Origin of the sequence: Roseateles oligotrophus (genome assembly GCF_014204525.1) — a bacterium.
GTDB classification, from domain to species: domain Bacteria; phylum Pseudomonadota; class Gammaproteobacteria; order Burkholderiales; family Burkholderiaceae_C; genus Paucibacter_A; species Paucibacter_A oligotrophus_A.
Genome location: NZ_JACHLP010000004.1, coordinates 150320 through 164166 on the forward strand (window position 1 = coordinate 150320; position 13847 = coordinate 164166).

Consider the following 13847-nt stretch of genomic DNA (forward strand, 5'->3'; position numbering starts at 1 on the left):
AAACACAAACACGCATCATCACCATGTCCGAACATTTCCACACCATCCCGAGCACCCCCGGTCATCACCCGCTGCAGGGCCTCAGCTGCCAGTTGCTGGGTTTCGAGAAGTTGGTATTGCTGCCCGGCCATGTCCATGAGGGCCGCTGCGTGGCCGAGCGTGAAACCCTGCTGGTGGTGCTCTCGGGCACGGCCACCGTGCAGGTGGGCGAGCAGCGCTTCGAGCGCGTCGGCGGCCGCGCCAATGTCTTTGCCGGCAAGCCGCACAGCGTCTACCTGCCGCGCGGTGCCCGCTACCAGCTTGAAGCCGGCACGCGCTTCGAGGCCGCCCTGGTCAGCACCCCGTCGAACCTGGACGTTCCGGCCTACGAGATCCGTCCCGACGCGGTGCGCACCGGCAGCTGGGGCGCGCTGAACTACACCCGCCATTTCCGCGAGATCCTGACCCTGCCCGACGGCCAGCCGGCCGCCAGCCTGATCGTCGGCGAGACCCTCACGCCCTCGGGCAACTGGAGCACCTACCCGCCGCACAAGCACGAGCGTGAGGAAGGCGGCGAAGTGTTCCACGAAGAAATCTATTACTTCCGCGTCGCCTCGCCCGAGGGCTTCGGCCTGGCCCGGCATTTCAGCCCCGAGCGCGGCTTTGACACCACCCACACGGTGCGCGACGACTCGCTGCTGTCCATCCCCTACGGCTACCACACCTATGCCGCCGCACCTGGCGCGCAGAGCTACTACCTGTGGGCCCTGGCCGGCAATGGCCGGCGCCAGGGCGTGGCCTTGCTGCCCGAGCTGGCCTGGACGCAGAAGCTGGTGGGCATGGCCTGAGCGAGGGTGAGTCAGATGCAAACGAGCGCAGACCTCTTTCGTCTGGACGGGCGGCTGGCCCTGGTGACGGCCGGCGCCAGCGGCATCGGCCAGGCCCTGGCCATCGGCCTGGCCCAGGCCGGCGCGGACCTGATCGTCACCCGCCACCATCAGGGCTGCGAGGCGACGGTGGCCGCCATCGAGGCGCTAGGCCGGCGCTGCCAGGTGATGGACGCCGACCTGTCCGATGCGGCCGTGCCGGAACGCCTGATCGAGGCCGTGGTGGCCAGGCATGGGCGCCTGGATGTGCTGGTCAACAATGCCGGCGCCATCCGCCGCGCCGCCGCCGAGGATGTCAGCAGTGAGGACTGGCATGCGGTGTTGCAGCTCAATCTGCATGCCGCCTGGCAGCTGGCGCAAAGCGCCGGGCGCCAGATGCTGGACCAGGGCCAGGGCCGCATCATCAATATCGCCTCCCTGCTTTCGATGCAGGGCGGTATCCGCGTGCCCGCTTATGCGGCCAGCAAGCATGGGCTGCTGGGCCTGACGCGGGCGCTGGCGAATGAGTGGGCCGGCCGTGGCGTGGGCGTCAATGCCATCGCGCCGGGTTATATAACGACCGCCAACACCGCGCCCTTGCGGGCCGACCCGCAGCGCGAGCGCCAGGTGCTGGAGCGCATCCCGGCCGGGCGCTGGGGCCAGCCGGCCGACCTGGTGGGTGCGGCCGTGTTTCTGGCCTCGCCGGCCGCCGCCTATGTACACGGGCAATTGCTGGCCGTGGACGGCGGATGGATGGCACGATGAGCCCCCGGCCCGAATTGCTGGCCCTGGGCGAGTGCATGGTGGAGCTCTGCGGCGAGACGGCGCTGGGTGCGCAGGGCAGTCCGCTGCGCCTGGGCTATGGCGGCGATGTGCTGAATGCCCTGGTTAGCGCCGCGCGGCTGGGCACGCGCACCGGCTTCATCACCCGGGTCGGCGCCGACCCCTTCGCGCCGGGCCTGCTCCAGGCCTGGCGCCAGGAGGGCGTGGACCTGCGTCACGCGCAACTGCTCCCCGGCGTCAACGGCGTCTATTTCATCAGCCAGCTGCCCGGCGGCGAGCGCGATTTCAGCTACCGCCGCCAGGGCAGCGCGGCGGCTGGTCTGCAACCCGACGATGTGCCGGACGAGGCCTTGGCCGGTGCACGGGCGCTGCTGCTGTCGGGCATCACCCAGGCGTTGTCAGCCAGCGCCCGCGCGGCCACGCTCAAGGCCGCGCAGCGTGCCCGGGCTCTGGGCCTGTGGGTGGCTTACGACCCCAATTACCGCCCTGCGCTCTGGGCCGGCCAAGGCGGCGAGGCGGCCGCGCGCGAGGCCTTGCACGAAGTGCTGCCCCATGTGAACTGGCTGCTGCCCAGCGCTCCGGCCGATCTGCCGCTGCTGCAAGGCCTGTCCCTGCCTGGTCCGGCGCTGGCGCTGAAATGTGGCGCGGAGGGCGTCCGCCTGCAGCTGCCGGGCGGGGGCATGCAGGTCCTGCCCGCCGTGCCGGTCACGCACATCGTTGACAGCACCGGTGCGGGCGACGCCTGGAACGGCGCTTTTTTACATGGCTTGCTGCGCCAGGCCGGGCCCGAGGAGGCGGCCCTGCTGGCCAATCAGGTGGCGGCTCGCAGCCTGGGCTTTCGCGGTGCCATTCCCGGGCCGGCGCCGCACCCAAGCCTCACCAGTCACTGAACCCATGCCAACCTTTATGACCCTCAATACCGACGCAGCGCTGCAAGCTGCCACGGCCCAGCTCGGTCTGGCCCTGCGAGACCTCGGGCCCTGCTTTCCCGGCGACACCAGCCGCCAGAACCATTTTGAGCCGGCGCGCTGGGAGGGTGAGCCCGAGGGCGTGAACAGCAGCTGGACCGCCGGCTTCTGGACCGGCCTGCTGTGGCTGGCCCATGAGCTGAGCGGCGAGGCGAAATTCGCCCAGGCGGCAAACGAGCAGATCAAAACTTATGCCAAGCGGCTCGAACGCCGCTTCGTGCTGGACCACCATGATCTTGGCTTTCTCTTCATGCCCTCCTGCGTCGCGGCCCTGCGTCAGGGCCCGGACCGAGTCGCGCAGGCCTGCGCCCTGCAGGCAGCTGAGCTGTTGATGACGCGTTACCTGCCCGGTGCCGGCGTGATCCAGGCCTGGGGCCGGCTGGACGATGCCTCGCAGCGCGGCCGCATCATCATCGACTGCCTGCTCAATCTGCCCCTGCTGTACTGGGCTTCGGCGCAGACCGGTGAGGCCCGCTACGCCGACGCCGCGCGCTCGCATGCGCTGCGCTCCAAGCAAGTGCTGGTGCGGCCGGATGCGACCACCTTTCACACCTTCCACTTCGACCCCCACAGCGGCGCGCCCCTGCATGGCACGACCCAGCAAGGGGCGGCCGACGACTCCTGCTGGGCGCGCGGCCAGGCCTGGGGGCTGTACGGATTCGCGCTCAATCACCGCTGGGCGCCCGAGCTGGAACTGCTGGACACCGCCTGCCTGCTGGCGGATCGCTTCCTGGCTGGCCTGCCCGAGCATGGCATTGCCTGCTGGGATCTGAGTCTGGCCGACCAGGCCGGCGAGCCCTGGGACAGCTCGGCCAGCGCCATCGCCGCCTGCGGTCTGCTGGAGCTGTCCGATTTGTTGACCGCCAGGCCCGAGCAGGCCGCGCATTACCGCAAGGCGGCCGAGCGCATCCTGGCCGGCTTGCTGCGCGAATGCGCCGGCTGGCTGGCACCCGGCAATGTCTTGCTCAGGCATGGCGTCTACAGCCGCCCGGAAGGGCTGGGCGTGGACGAAGCCAATCTGTGGGGCGACTTCTTCTTCCTCGAAGCCTTGGCCAGGCATGCGCGCGCCTGGTCACCCTACTGGCATCCCGCAAGAGCGCGCTGAACCCGCACGCCACCAGGCCTTTGCAGCGCTGGGGGCCGCGGTAATTCTTGGAGACATGATGAGTGCAAGAACTTCTGTCGAGAAAGCCCGCACCCGCCGCCGCTTGCCAAAGCTGGGCAAGCTGAGCGTCGTGCTGGCGCTGCTGGGCGCCTCTCTGGTCAGCGCACAGTCGGACCCCTATCAGCTGCTGCGCAGCCGCGCGACGGCCATGCTGGTGCTCAGTGCCGGCGCCGCCGCCGACGCGGACGTGCAGGCCGCCATCAACGCCGCCAACACCAGCGCCCTGGCCTGGTGGCAGGGCATGAACACCGGCCCGGCGCGCACCGAGCTGTGGAACGATATGGGGGCGCTGAGCCGCGGCTCCCGCGTGGCCGCCAGCATGAGCCGGCTGCGCGCCATGGCCGTGGCCTACGCGCAATCGGGCGCCTCCCTGCCCAATGGTGCGCAGTTGCTGGCCGACACCATCGCCGGGCTGGACTGGCTGGTCGCCAAGCACTACAACCCGAGCACCACCTACACCACCAATTGGTGGGAGTACGAGATCGGCGCGCCGCAGGCACTCAACGACTGCATGCTGGCGCTCTACAACGAACTGGGCGCGACGCGCCGGGCCAGCTATCTGGCGGCCATCGACCGCTTCGTGCCGGACCCGACGCGGAGCCTGCTGCGCCCCACTGCGATAGAGACCGGCGCGAACCGCCTGGACAAGGCCTTGGTCGTGGTCTACCGCGGGGTCATCGGCCAGGATGCGGCCAAGGTGGCGGCCGGCCGCGACGCGATCAGCCAGGCCTTGCCCTACGTCACCGCCGGCGACGGCGTCTATGCCGATGGCTCCTTCGTCCAGCACGGCAATATCGCCTACACCGGCAGCTATGGCGCGGTCGCCATCGGCTCGCTGAGCAAGCTGCTGAGCGTGCTGGAGGGCAGTGCCTGGGCGGTGACCGATCCCGCCATCGCCAATGTCGATCAGTGGGTGCGCCAGGCCTTTTTGCCCGTGCTGCACCAGGGCGCGGTGCTGGACAATCTGCGCGGCCGCGCCATCTCGCGCAAGGCGGAGGAACTCGGCAACGGCCGCGGCATCGTGCGCGACCTGCTGGCGCTGACCCGGCGCTCCACGGCGGCCGATGCGCCCGCCGTGCTGGGCCTGCTCAAGCACCATGTGCAGAGCGATCAGCGGCGCGCCAACTACTTCACCGGCCTGACGCCGGCCGCCATCACCGAAATCAAGGCCCTGCTGGCGGACCCGACCGTGCTCGCCACGCCGCCAGTATTGCAAAGCCGTTCCTACGCCTCCATGGCCCGCGGCGTGCACAGGCGTGACCAGTTCCTTTGGTCGGTCGCCATGTTCTCGCCCCGCATCGGCAGCTTCGAGGCCGGCAATGGCGAGAACCCGCGTGGCTGGTACACCGGCACCGGCGCCACCACGCTGCTGACGGCGGACGCCAGCCAGTACATCGACGGCTACTGGGCGACGGTCGATATGAGGCGCCTGCCCGGTGTCACCAGCGATGGTTGGCTGGGCACGGCGGGCAATTTCGCCAGCTATCCGAATGCCAGGAACTGGGTCGGCGGCGCGGCGCTGCCGGTCTGGGGCCAGGTCCAGGGCATGCAGTTCGACTACAGCCGGCTGGTGGGGACGGAGAAGACCTTCAGCCCGGTCTCGGGCAGCAAGAGCTGGTTCGCCTTCGGCGATACCTTGATCGCCCTGGGCTCGGCCATCAGCTCCACCGGCAGCGCCGCCGTGGAAACCATCCTCGACAACCGCAAGCTGATCAACCCGGACGGCAGCGATGCGCTGACGCTCGATGGCGTGGCGCAGCCTGTCGGTCTGGGCAGCGACGCGGTCGTTGGCGCCCGTGCCGCCTACCTGAGTCAGCCCGGTTTGAACACCGGCATCGGCTACTACCTGCCAGAGCTGCCGGGCGGCCCGGCCCCCTCGCTGCGCGTCAGGCGCGAGTCGCGCAGCGGCAGCTGGCAGGATATCAATGCCAGCAATCCGGCCGAGCCGCTCAGCCGCAACTACCTGAGCCTGGCCCTGCAGCACGGCGTGCAGCCCAACGGCGCCCGCTATGCCTATGTGGTGCAGCCGGGCCTTGATGCGAATCAATTTGCAAGTTATGTGGCCGCGCCGGGGCTTGAGTTGCTGACGCTGGATGCCAATGCCCACGCGGCCTGGGATGGCCGCAGCAGCATGGGCGCGGCCACCGTCTGGAACGACGGCGTCACCACGGTCAACCGCATGGGCCAACCCTGGCTGTGCGCCGACCGGAAGTCGGCCGTGCTGCTGCGCGAGGCCGACGGCCAGTTGCAGCTGGCCTTGTCCGAGCCCACGCAGGTGGCCACCGGCAGCCTGATGCTGGAGCGCTTCCGACCGGTCCAGTCCGTCATCAGCAAGGACGCGGCGATCACGGTGCTCAGCACCGCGCCCACGCTGCGCCTGTCGGTCGATTTGAACGGCTTGCAGGGCCGCACGCTGCAGCTGCAGGCCCAAATCCCGGCCAGCGCCAGCCAGCCGGCGAACGCGGACGCGACGCTGCGCGACGGCAGTTATGCCGCCAGCAACTTCGGCGCCGCCAACACGCTGGAAACCAAGAACGATGCCACCGGCTATGCGCGCCGCAGCCTGCTCAACCTGCCGATGGCCGGCCTGCCCGCCGCGCTGCGGGCCCAGCTGCGGCTCAGCGTGTCGGCACGCGGCGCGGCCAGCAGCGGCGAGATCGTCAACGCCGTGTCCAGCTGTTCGGCCTCGTCATGGAGTGAAAGCACGGTCAACTGGAACAAGCAACCGGCCGCGACCCAGGAACTGGCGCGCTGGAATGTCGGCCCCGCGGGCAGCAGCCAGGTCGTGGACATCACTGCGGCGGTGCAGGCGGCCCAGGCCGCCGGGCAGGCCAGCCTGTGCCTGCTGCTGAGCGCACCCAGCTACCAGGGCTCCAACGCCTGGGTGCAATACCGCGCCCGCGAGGGTGGCAGCAGCACTGCGCCCCAGCTGAACATCAACTAAGGCATTTGTGATCGTCCGCTCCGAGGAGCGAACGCATTAGGCGGGCTTCTCCGGGTTTGCATGGAGGGGCTTTTGAGATCAATATGTTAACGTTAACTTATCAAAACATAGCCATGATAAATCAGCGCTTCAAACTCTTTGCGACGAGGCTCGCGCTTCGCCCCGCCGAGCGTCGTTCGGTACAGCCGCGACACCACTGATCCAGCCAATAAACAGACGGAGACAAGCATGCAAGCAAACCCTTACAGCCACCCCGCGCTGCGGCCGACCGCCCTGGCCCTGGCCGTTTTCACCCTTTGCCTGGCCCAGCCGGCCGCGCGAGCGCAGACCGCTGCGGCGCCGGCTTCGGCCAGCACCAAGCTGGAGGCGGTGGTGGTGACCGGCATCCGCGCGTCCAAGGAAAAGTCCTTGACGACCAAGCGCTATGCCGATGGCGTGACCGATGTGGTCAGCGCCGAGGACATCGGCAAGATGCCCGACAAGAACGTGGCCGATGCGCTGCAGAAGCTGCCCGGCGTGACGACCACGGCCGGCACCGGCGGGCAGGGGGGTTATGACGAGAACGACCGGGTGAGCCTGCGCGGCACCGGCCCCAGCCTGGCGCTGACGACCATCAACGGCCATTCGGTCGCCACGGCCGACTGGGATGCCTCGGACCAACTGGCCGGCGGCGCCGGCAGCGCCGGCTCCGGCGCGGCGCGCAGCGTCAGCTACCTGCTCTTTCCGTCGGAGATCGTCAGCCAGGTGATGGTTCACAAGAGTTCGCAGGCCGATCAGGTCGAGGGCGGTGTGTCCGGCGCCGTCAACATCGTCACGCGCCGTCCGCTGGAGTTCAAGAAGCCGCTGACCGTGGAAGCCTCGGTGCAGGCCGTGTATTCCGACCTGGCCGGCAAGACCGATCCGCAATTGAGCGCCCTGCTCAACTGGAAGAGCCCGACCGGCAGCGTGGGCGTGATGCTGCAGGCCTTCGATCAGAAGCGCCATGTGCGCCGCGACAGCCAGAACATCAGCTGGGGTCTGGTGTCGCCGACCTCGGCGGCGGGCCAGGCCAATGGCGGGCAATTGAGCGGCAAGGTCTATGCCAACGCCATCACCCAGACGGTGTTCCAGCAGGAGCGCCAGCGCAGGGGCGGGCTGCTGGGCATCGAGCTGGCGCCGCTGGAGGGGCTCAAGCTGGGTGTCGAGGCCTTCCAGTCCAAGCTGGATGCACGTTATGTCCAGAATCAGTTCGTCGTCAGGCCGGGCAATTCGGTCGGTGGCGGCATCGTGCCGACCCACGCCCAGCTGAGTGGCGATCTGCTGAGCGCCGCCCAGTTCAACAACACCGGCAACGCCACCGGCGCGCAGCTGGAGACCTTCTCCAACCCCAATGCATCGTCCTCCACCAACTACCTGAACGCCGACTTCAAATACCAGGTCAGCGACGCGCTGAAGTTGTCGGGCCAACTGGGCACGACCAAGGCTGAGGGCAATACCTATCTCTACTGGAACTACATCTTTCTGCCCAATACGGCCACCTCCTATGCCTACAACGGGGCCGACAAGGCCTTGACGGTGGGGCTGCCCGGGGGCTTGAGCGCTGCCAACCTCACCTATCTGCCCGGCAATAGCGGGGCCGACAACAGCTATAGCCTGCAGCGCAGCGTCGACAAGGAAGACTACCGGCGGCTGGACGCCGAGTACGGCTTCAACGAGGGTTGGTTGCACAGCCTCAAGTTCGGCTGGCGCGACACCTCGCATCGGCGCGAGGGCTCGCGCCCGCTCAAGGGCGGCCCGCCGGTCAACGCGACGAACAACGGCGCCAGCCTCGTCACCTCCATTCCCACCTGGAGCGGCAACAGCTTCTACCCGTCCGACTTCGGCAGCGCACTGGGCGCCGGCTTCCCCACGGCCAGCATGCCGCTGATCTCCACGGACGAGATCGTCAGCTGGTCCAAGGCCAATCTGCCGGTCGGCAGCGGCAACTACAACCTGCCGGTATCGGGCGTGTTCACCGTCAAGGAGGACACCCGGGCGTTCTACGGCATGGTCAAGTTCGGCGGCGACAGCTGGCGTGGTGACCTGGGGCTGCGCCATGTGAAGACCAAGGTACAGGTGACGACCAATCAGGGCGTGCCCTGCGGCGTGCCGCGCCCCACCAACACCATCACCTTCGGCAGCCAGGCCCAGACCGATGCCTGCGTCGGCGGCGGCTTCGTGCCCGAGGGGGCGACGCTGGTGACCGGTTCGCGCTTCGGCAACTTCATCGTGCAGACCACGGACAGCGACTACAGCAATGTGCTGCCCAGCGCCAACCTCAGCTTCGACGCCACCAAGGATCTGGTGCTGCGTGCCAGCGCTGCCAAGGTGATGGCGCGGCCCGACTACAGCGCCCTGGGCGCCACGCTCAGCGGCTTTGGCTACAACCTCGCCAACATCCCGCCCTCCACGGCCTCGGGTGGCAGTGCCACGCTCAAGCCGGTCGTGGCCAAGAGCTATAACCTGGGCATCGAGTGGTACTTCCAGCCGCGCGCCCTGCTGTCGGTGCAGCTGTTCAGGCTTGAGTTCGACTCGCTGATCGGTGCCGGCACGTCCATGCAGAACCTGCTCAACACCGCCATCCCCACCGGCCTGGGCGGCCCCCAGATCGTGCCCACCTTGGTGAGTTCGCCCAAGAACACCACCGGCCGTTCGCAGGGCATCGAGCTGGGCTATGAGCAGCCGCTGTTCCGTGGCTTTGGGGTGCAGGCGAACTACACCTATGTGGATGCCAAGGAGGAGAACGGCATGCCGCTGCTGGGTGCTTCGAAGAACTCCTACACCCTGGGCGGCTACTACGAGGAGGGGGCCTTCAGCACACGCCTGACTTATTCGCAGCGCGGCAAGGCGCGCGTCGGCCTGTACGGCCTGTCGCAGAACTATGCGGCGCCGACGGGAACCCTGGCGGCCTCGCTGAACTACAGCGTGAACGACAGGCTGACGCTGACCTTCGAGGGCCTGAATCTGAACAACCCCAAGCTGCGCTACTACAACGCGCCGAGTGCTACTGTTCCGATGGAAACCACGACCGCCTTGCACAGCAGTGGCCGCCAGTTCTATATGGGCGCGCGGATGAAGTTCTGATCTGTCGACTTTCGGGCAGGCCTGCATGGCGGGCCGGCCCGCCTGATTTTTCAATACATTCCGTCAACACCTGATCTGATGACTACGCTTTCCCGCCGGCACTGGCTCGGTCTGAATCTCGCCGCCTTGGGCTCAGCGAGTTTCGGTGCAGCCCAGGCGCAGCCGCCGCAACCCCGACCGCACGGCCCCCTGCCCAGCGCTCGCCACCTGGCCTGGCATGCCATCGAGCGCTATGCCTTTGTGCACTTCAGCCTCAATACCTTCACCGACCGTGAATGGGGTTATGGCGACGAGTCGCCGGCCCTGTTCCAGCCCAGCGACTTCAGCGCCGACCAGATTGTGCAGACGGTCAAGGAGGCCGGTCTGCGCGGCCTGATCCTGACGGCCAAGCACCATGACGGTTTCTGCCTCTGGCCCAGCCGCTACACCGAGCACAGCGTGCGCCACAGCCCCTGGCGCGAGGGGCGGGGCGATCTGGTGCGCGAGGTGTCCGAGGCCTGCCGGCGCCAGGGCCTGGCCTTCGGCATCTATCTCTCACCCTGGGACCGCCACCATGCCGAGTATGGCCGGCCGGCCTATATCGAGTATTTCCGCAATCAGCTGCGCGAGCTGCTGACGCAGTACGGGCCCATCTTCCAGGTCTGGTTCGATGGCGCCAACGGTGGCGACGGTTACTACGGTGGCGCGCGCGAGGCCCGCAAGATCGACCCGCCGAGCTATTACGACTGGCCCAGGACCTGGGCCCTGGTGCGCGAGCTGCAGCCCGACACCGTCATCTGGGGCCAGCGCGGCTCCGACGTGCGCTGGGTCGGCAACGAGGAGGGCTATGCCGGCGACCCCTGCTGGGCCACCATGGACGAGCAGGGGCCGTTCAGCCCCAGCAAGAACGAGCATGGCGTGCGCGATGGCACGGTCTGGCGCCCGGCCGAGGTCGATGTGTCGATTCGCCCCGGCTGGTTCTGGCATGCGCACGAGGACGAGCAGGTCAAGACGCTCAGCCATCTGCTGCGCATCTATTTCGAGTCGGTGGGGCGGGGAGCCAATCTCTTGCTGAGCTTCGCGCCGGATCGGCGCGGCCGCATCCCCGACGCCGACCGCCGGGTGGCGCGGGACTGGGGCGTGGCGCTGGCCGCCACCTTCGGCAAGCCGCTGACCCAGGGGGCGCGGGCCTTGGCCAGCGCCAGCCATGCCGACCCGGCCCATGGGCCCGACAAGCTGCTGGACGGCCGCAGTGACAGCTTCTGGACCTGCGACGAGACCGAGCTGCGGCCCGAGCTGACGCTGCAGCTGGCCCGGCCGACGCGCTTTGATGTGGTGCGCCTGCGCGAACATCTGCCGCTGGGACAGCGCGTCCACGCGTTTGCGCTCGATGCTTGGATAGACGGGCGCTGGCAGCAATTTGCTCACCACGAATCCATAGGCCCCCAGCGCCTGGTCCGCCTGGCCAGCCCGCTGACGACCACGCGTGTGCGCCTGCGCATACTCGCTGCCGCCGCCAGCCCGGCCCTGAGCGAGTTCGAGCTGTTCCGCCTGGCCGAGGTGTTCGAGGCGCCCCAGATCGGCCGCGACCGCGAGGGCAGGGTCACGCTGTCCGCTGTGGCTGGCGATGCGATTCATTTCAGCGTGGATGGCACGACCCCCACGCGCCGGTCGCCGCGCTACCGCAAGGCCTTTGCGCTGGCCGAGGGCGGCGTCGTCAAGGCGGTCTGTTTCCGACCCGGACAGTCCCGCCCCAGCCCCGTCACCACCCGCAGTTATGACATCGCCAAGGTCGGTTGGCGCATCGTGCAGGCCAGCGCCCCAGGGGCCGAGGCCTTGTTCGACGAAGCCCCGGCCACGCTCTGGGAGAGCCCCTTGGCGGCCGAGCTGACGCTGTCGCTGGGCCGCACCCATGAGCTGCGCGGCTTTAGCCTGATGCCGGCAGCCCAGCTGCCGGCCGGTGCCGGTGCGCCGGTCCGTTATGTCTGCCAGCTCAGCCTGGACGGCGAGACCTGGTCGCTGGCGGGGCAGGGCGAGTTCTCCAATATCGCCGCCAATTCCGGCCTGCAGACCCTGCGCTTTGCCAAGCCCTGGCGGGCGGGCTTTGTGCGCCTGCAGTTTCCGCAGGCCACGGCGGAGCAGGGCCGCATCGCCTTTGCCGAGCTGGGCGTGCTGACGCGATGAGCCCCCATTTCCTAAGCAGGATGTGACTGTGAGCTGTTTGACTATCTCCGGATCTGAGCTTGCGCTCAACGGCCAGCCCTGGCGCCTGCTGGCCGGCGCCATCCACTACTTCCGCGTCTTGCCCGAGCAATGGGAGGACCGCCTGCTCAAGCTGCGCGCCATGGGGCTGAACACGGTCGAGACCTATGTGGCCTGGAATCTGCACGAGCCCGAGCCCGGCCGCTTCGACTTCGACGGCGCGCTCGACCTGGTGGCCTTTGTGCGCCTGGCCGAGCGCCTGGGCCTGAAGGTGATCGTCCGGCCCGGGCCCTATATCTGCGCCGAATGGGAGTTTGGTGGCCTGCCGGCCTGGCTGCTGGCCGACCCCGACATGGTGCTGCGCAGCAGCTATGGGCCCTATCTGGCGGCGGTGGAGCGCTTCTTCGCCGAGCTGCTGCCGCGCCTGCTGCCGCTGCAGGCCGAAGCCGGCGGGCCCATCCTGGCCATGCAGGTCGAGAACGAGTACGGCAGCTACGGCAGCGACCAGGACTATCTGCGCTGGCTGGAGGGCAGTCTGCGCCGTCACGGCGTTACGGGCCTGCTGTTCACCTCCGACGGCCCGACCGATCACATGCTGACCCACGGCACGCTGGCCGGCGTGCTCAAGACCGGCAACTTCGGTTCGCGCGTGCCCTCCGAGCTGGCCAAGCTGCGCGAATACCAGCCCGAGGGCCCGCTGATCTGCATGGAGTTCTGGAACGGCTGGTTCGACCACTGGGGCGAGCCCCACCACACGCGCGACGCGGCCGACGCGGCCGACTGCCTGGGCCAGATCCTGGCCCACGGCGCCTCGGTGAATATCTTTATGTTCCATGGCGGCACCAGCTTTGGCTGGATGAACGGCGCCAACACGGACCGTGACAGCGGCGTCTACCAGCCCACCGTCAACAGCTACGACTACGACGCGCCGCTGGCCGAGGACGGCAGCATCACGCCCAAATACCTGGCCATGCGCGAGGCCGTGGGCCGCCATATGGGGCTGTCGGCGCTGCCGCCGCTCGATCTGCCGCCCGAAGTGCCGCGTTTCAGCCATGCACCGCTGCCGCTACAGGCCGGGCCGCTGCTGTGGCAGAGCCTGGATCTCGACCACCCCGTGCTGACGGCAGCGACGCCGCGCAGCATGGAGCGCCTGGGCCAGGCCTATGGCCATGTGCTTTACCGCAGCCGCATGCGCCATCCGGCCGGGCCGGTCCAGCTCTCGGTGCAGGCGCTGGCGGACCGCGCCCTGGTCTTTTTGAACGGCCGGCCGCAAGGCGTGCTGGCGCGCGATGGCGCCCTCAGCCTGCAGCTCGACTGGCCCGGCGGCGAGGCCTGCCTGGACCTGCTGGTGGAAAACCAGGGCCGGGTGAACTACGGCCCCTTTCTGCACGACCGCAAGGGCTTGCTCGGCTGGGTACGCCTGGGGATCAACCTGATCCAGCATTGGGAGCACCACAGCCTGCCGCTGGCCACGCCGCCGGCGCTGGCCGGCCTGCCGGTGGACAGGGGCGTCGCCGGGCCGCGCTTCTTCAGCGCCGATTTCGAGGTGGGCGTTCCTGGTGACGGCTTCCTCGCCATCGCGGGCGGCCACAAGGGCCAGGTCTGGATCAATGGCTTCAACCTCGGCCGCTACTGGGAGCGCGGGCCGCAGACCGAGCTTTATCTGCCCTGGCCGCTGCTGCGGCCGGGCAGCAACCAGCTGGTCTTGCTGGAGCTGGAGGCCGAGGCCGGCACGGCCCTGACGGCAAGCATCCATGCCCAGCGGCCGCAGGCGACGCAGGTGGTGGACATGGCGCCAACGCTGGCCGAGCTGTGGTGAAACAAGCGGCAGATTCATTCAGAACAACACAGGAGGCTTG

At 68.5% G+C, this 13847-nt stretch carries 8 protein-coding genes; all 8 read left to right on the plus strand.

Annotated features, from left to right (window positions below; genetic code table 11):
* The first annotated feature begins 23 nt into the window (after nucleotides 1–23).
* The 8 genes from HNP55_RS10825 to HNP55_RS10860 all read left to right on the plus strand — a co-directional run bounded on the left by HNP55_RS10825 (nucleotide 24) and on the right by HNP55_RS10860 (nucleotide 13807).
* Entirely contained in the window at nucleotides 24–827 is an 804-nt protein-coding gene (locus HNP55_RS10825) for a 5-deoxy-glucuronate isomerase (RefSeq protein WP_184299116.1), read from the plus strand.
* Nucleotides 828–842: 15 nt separating this feature from the next.
* The gene (gene kduD / locus HNP55_RS10830) at nucleotides 843–1610 is read left to right on the plus strand and encodes a 2-dehydro-3-deoxy-D-gluconate 5-dehydrogenase KduD (protein ID WP_184299118.1); all 768 of its coding nucleotides are present in this window, start codon (nucleotides 843–845) and stop codon (nucleotides 1608–1610) included.
* Complete coding sequence (locus tag HNP55_RS10835) at nucleotides 1607–2518, plus strand: sugar kinase (RefSeq protein ID WP_184299120.1); 912 nt, start codon at nucleotides 1607–1609, stop codon at nucleotides 2516–2518. The genes kduD and HNP55_RS10835 overlap by 4 nt, the downstream gene beginning before the upstream one ends.
* Nucleotides 2519–2522: 4 nt before the next feature.
* Nucleotides 2523–3701 carry a glycoside hydrolase family 88 protein gene (locus HNP55_RS10840; protein WP_184299122.1) on the plus strand — a complete coding sequence of 393 codons (1179 nt, stop codon included), beginning with the start codon at nucleotides 2523–2525 and terminating at the stop codon, nucleotides 3699–3701.
* A gap of 58 nt (nucleotides 3702–3759) precedes the next feature.
* Nucleotides 3760–6705 carry a polysaccharide lyase family 8 super-sandwich domain-containing protein gene (locus HNP55_RS10845; protein WP_184299124.1) on the plus strand — a complete coding sequence of 982 codons (2946 nt, stop codon included), beginning with the start codon at nucleotides 3760–3762 and terminating at the stop codon, nucleotides 6703–6705.
* 228 nt (nucleotides 6706–6933) lie between these two features.
* Nucleotides 6934–9807 (plus strand): TonB-dependent receptor, encoded by a 2874-nt coding sequence (locus HNP55_RS10850; protein ID WP_184299126.1) that lies wholly within the window; start codon nucleotides 6934–6936, stop codon nucleotides 9805–9807.
* A 78-nt stretch (nucleotides 9808–9885) separates the two neighbouring features.
* Nucleotides 9886–11970, plus strand: coding sequence for an alpha-L-fucosidase (locus HNP55_RS10855; RefSeq protein ID WP_184299128.1), 2085 nt, complete (start codon nucleotides 9886–9888; stop codon nucleotides 11968–11970).
* Between the two features lie 28 nt (nucleotides 11971–11998).
* Nucleotides 11999–13807, plus strand: coding sequence for a beta-galactosidase (locus HNP55_RS10860; RefSeq protein WP_184299131.1), 1809 nt, complete (start codon nucleotides 11999–12001; stop codon nucleotides 13805–13807).
* The last annotated feature ends 40 nt before the right edge of the window (nucleotides 13808–13847 follow it).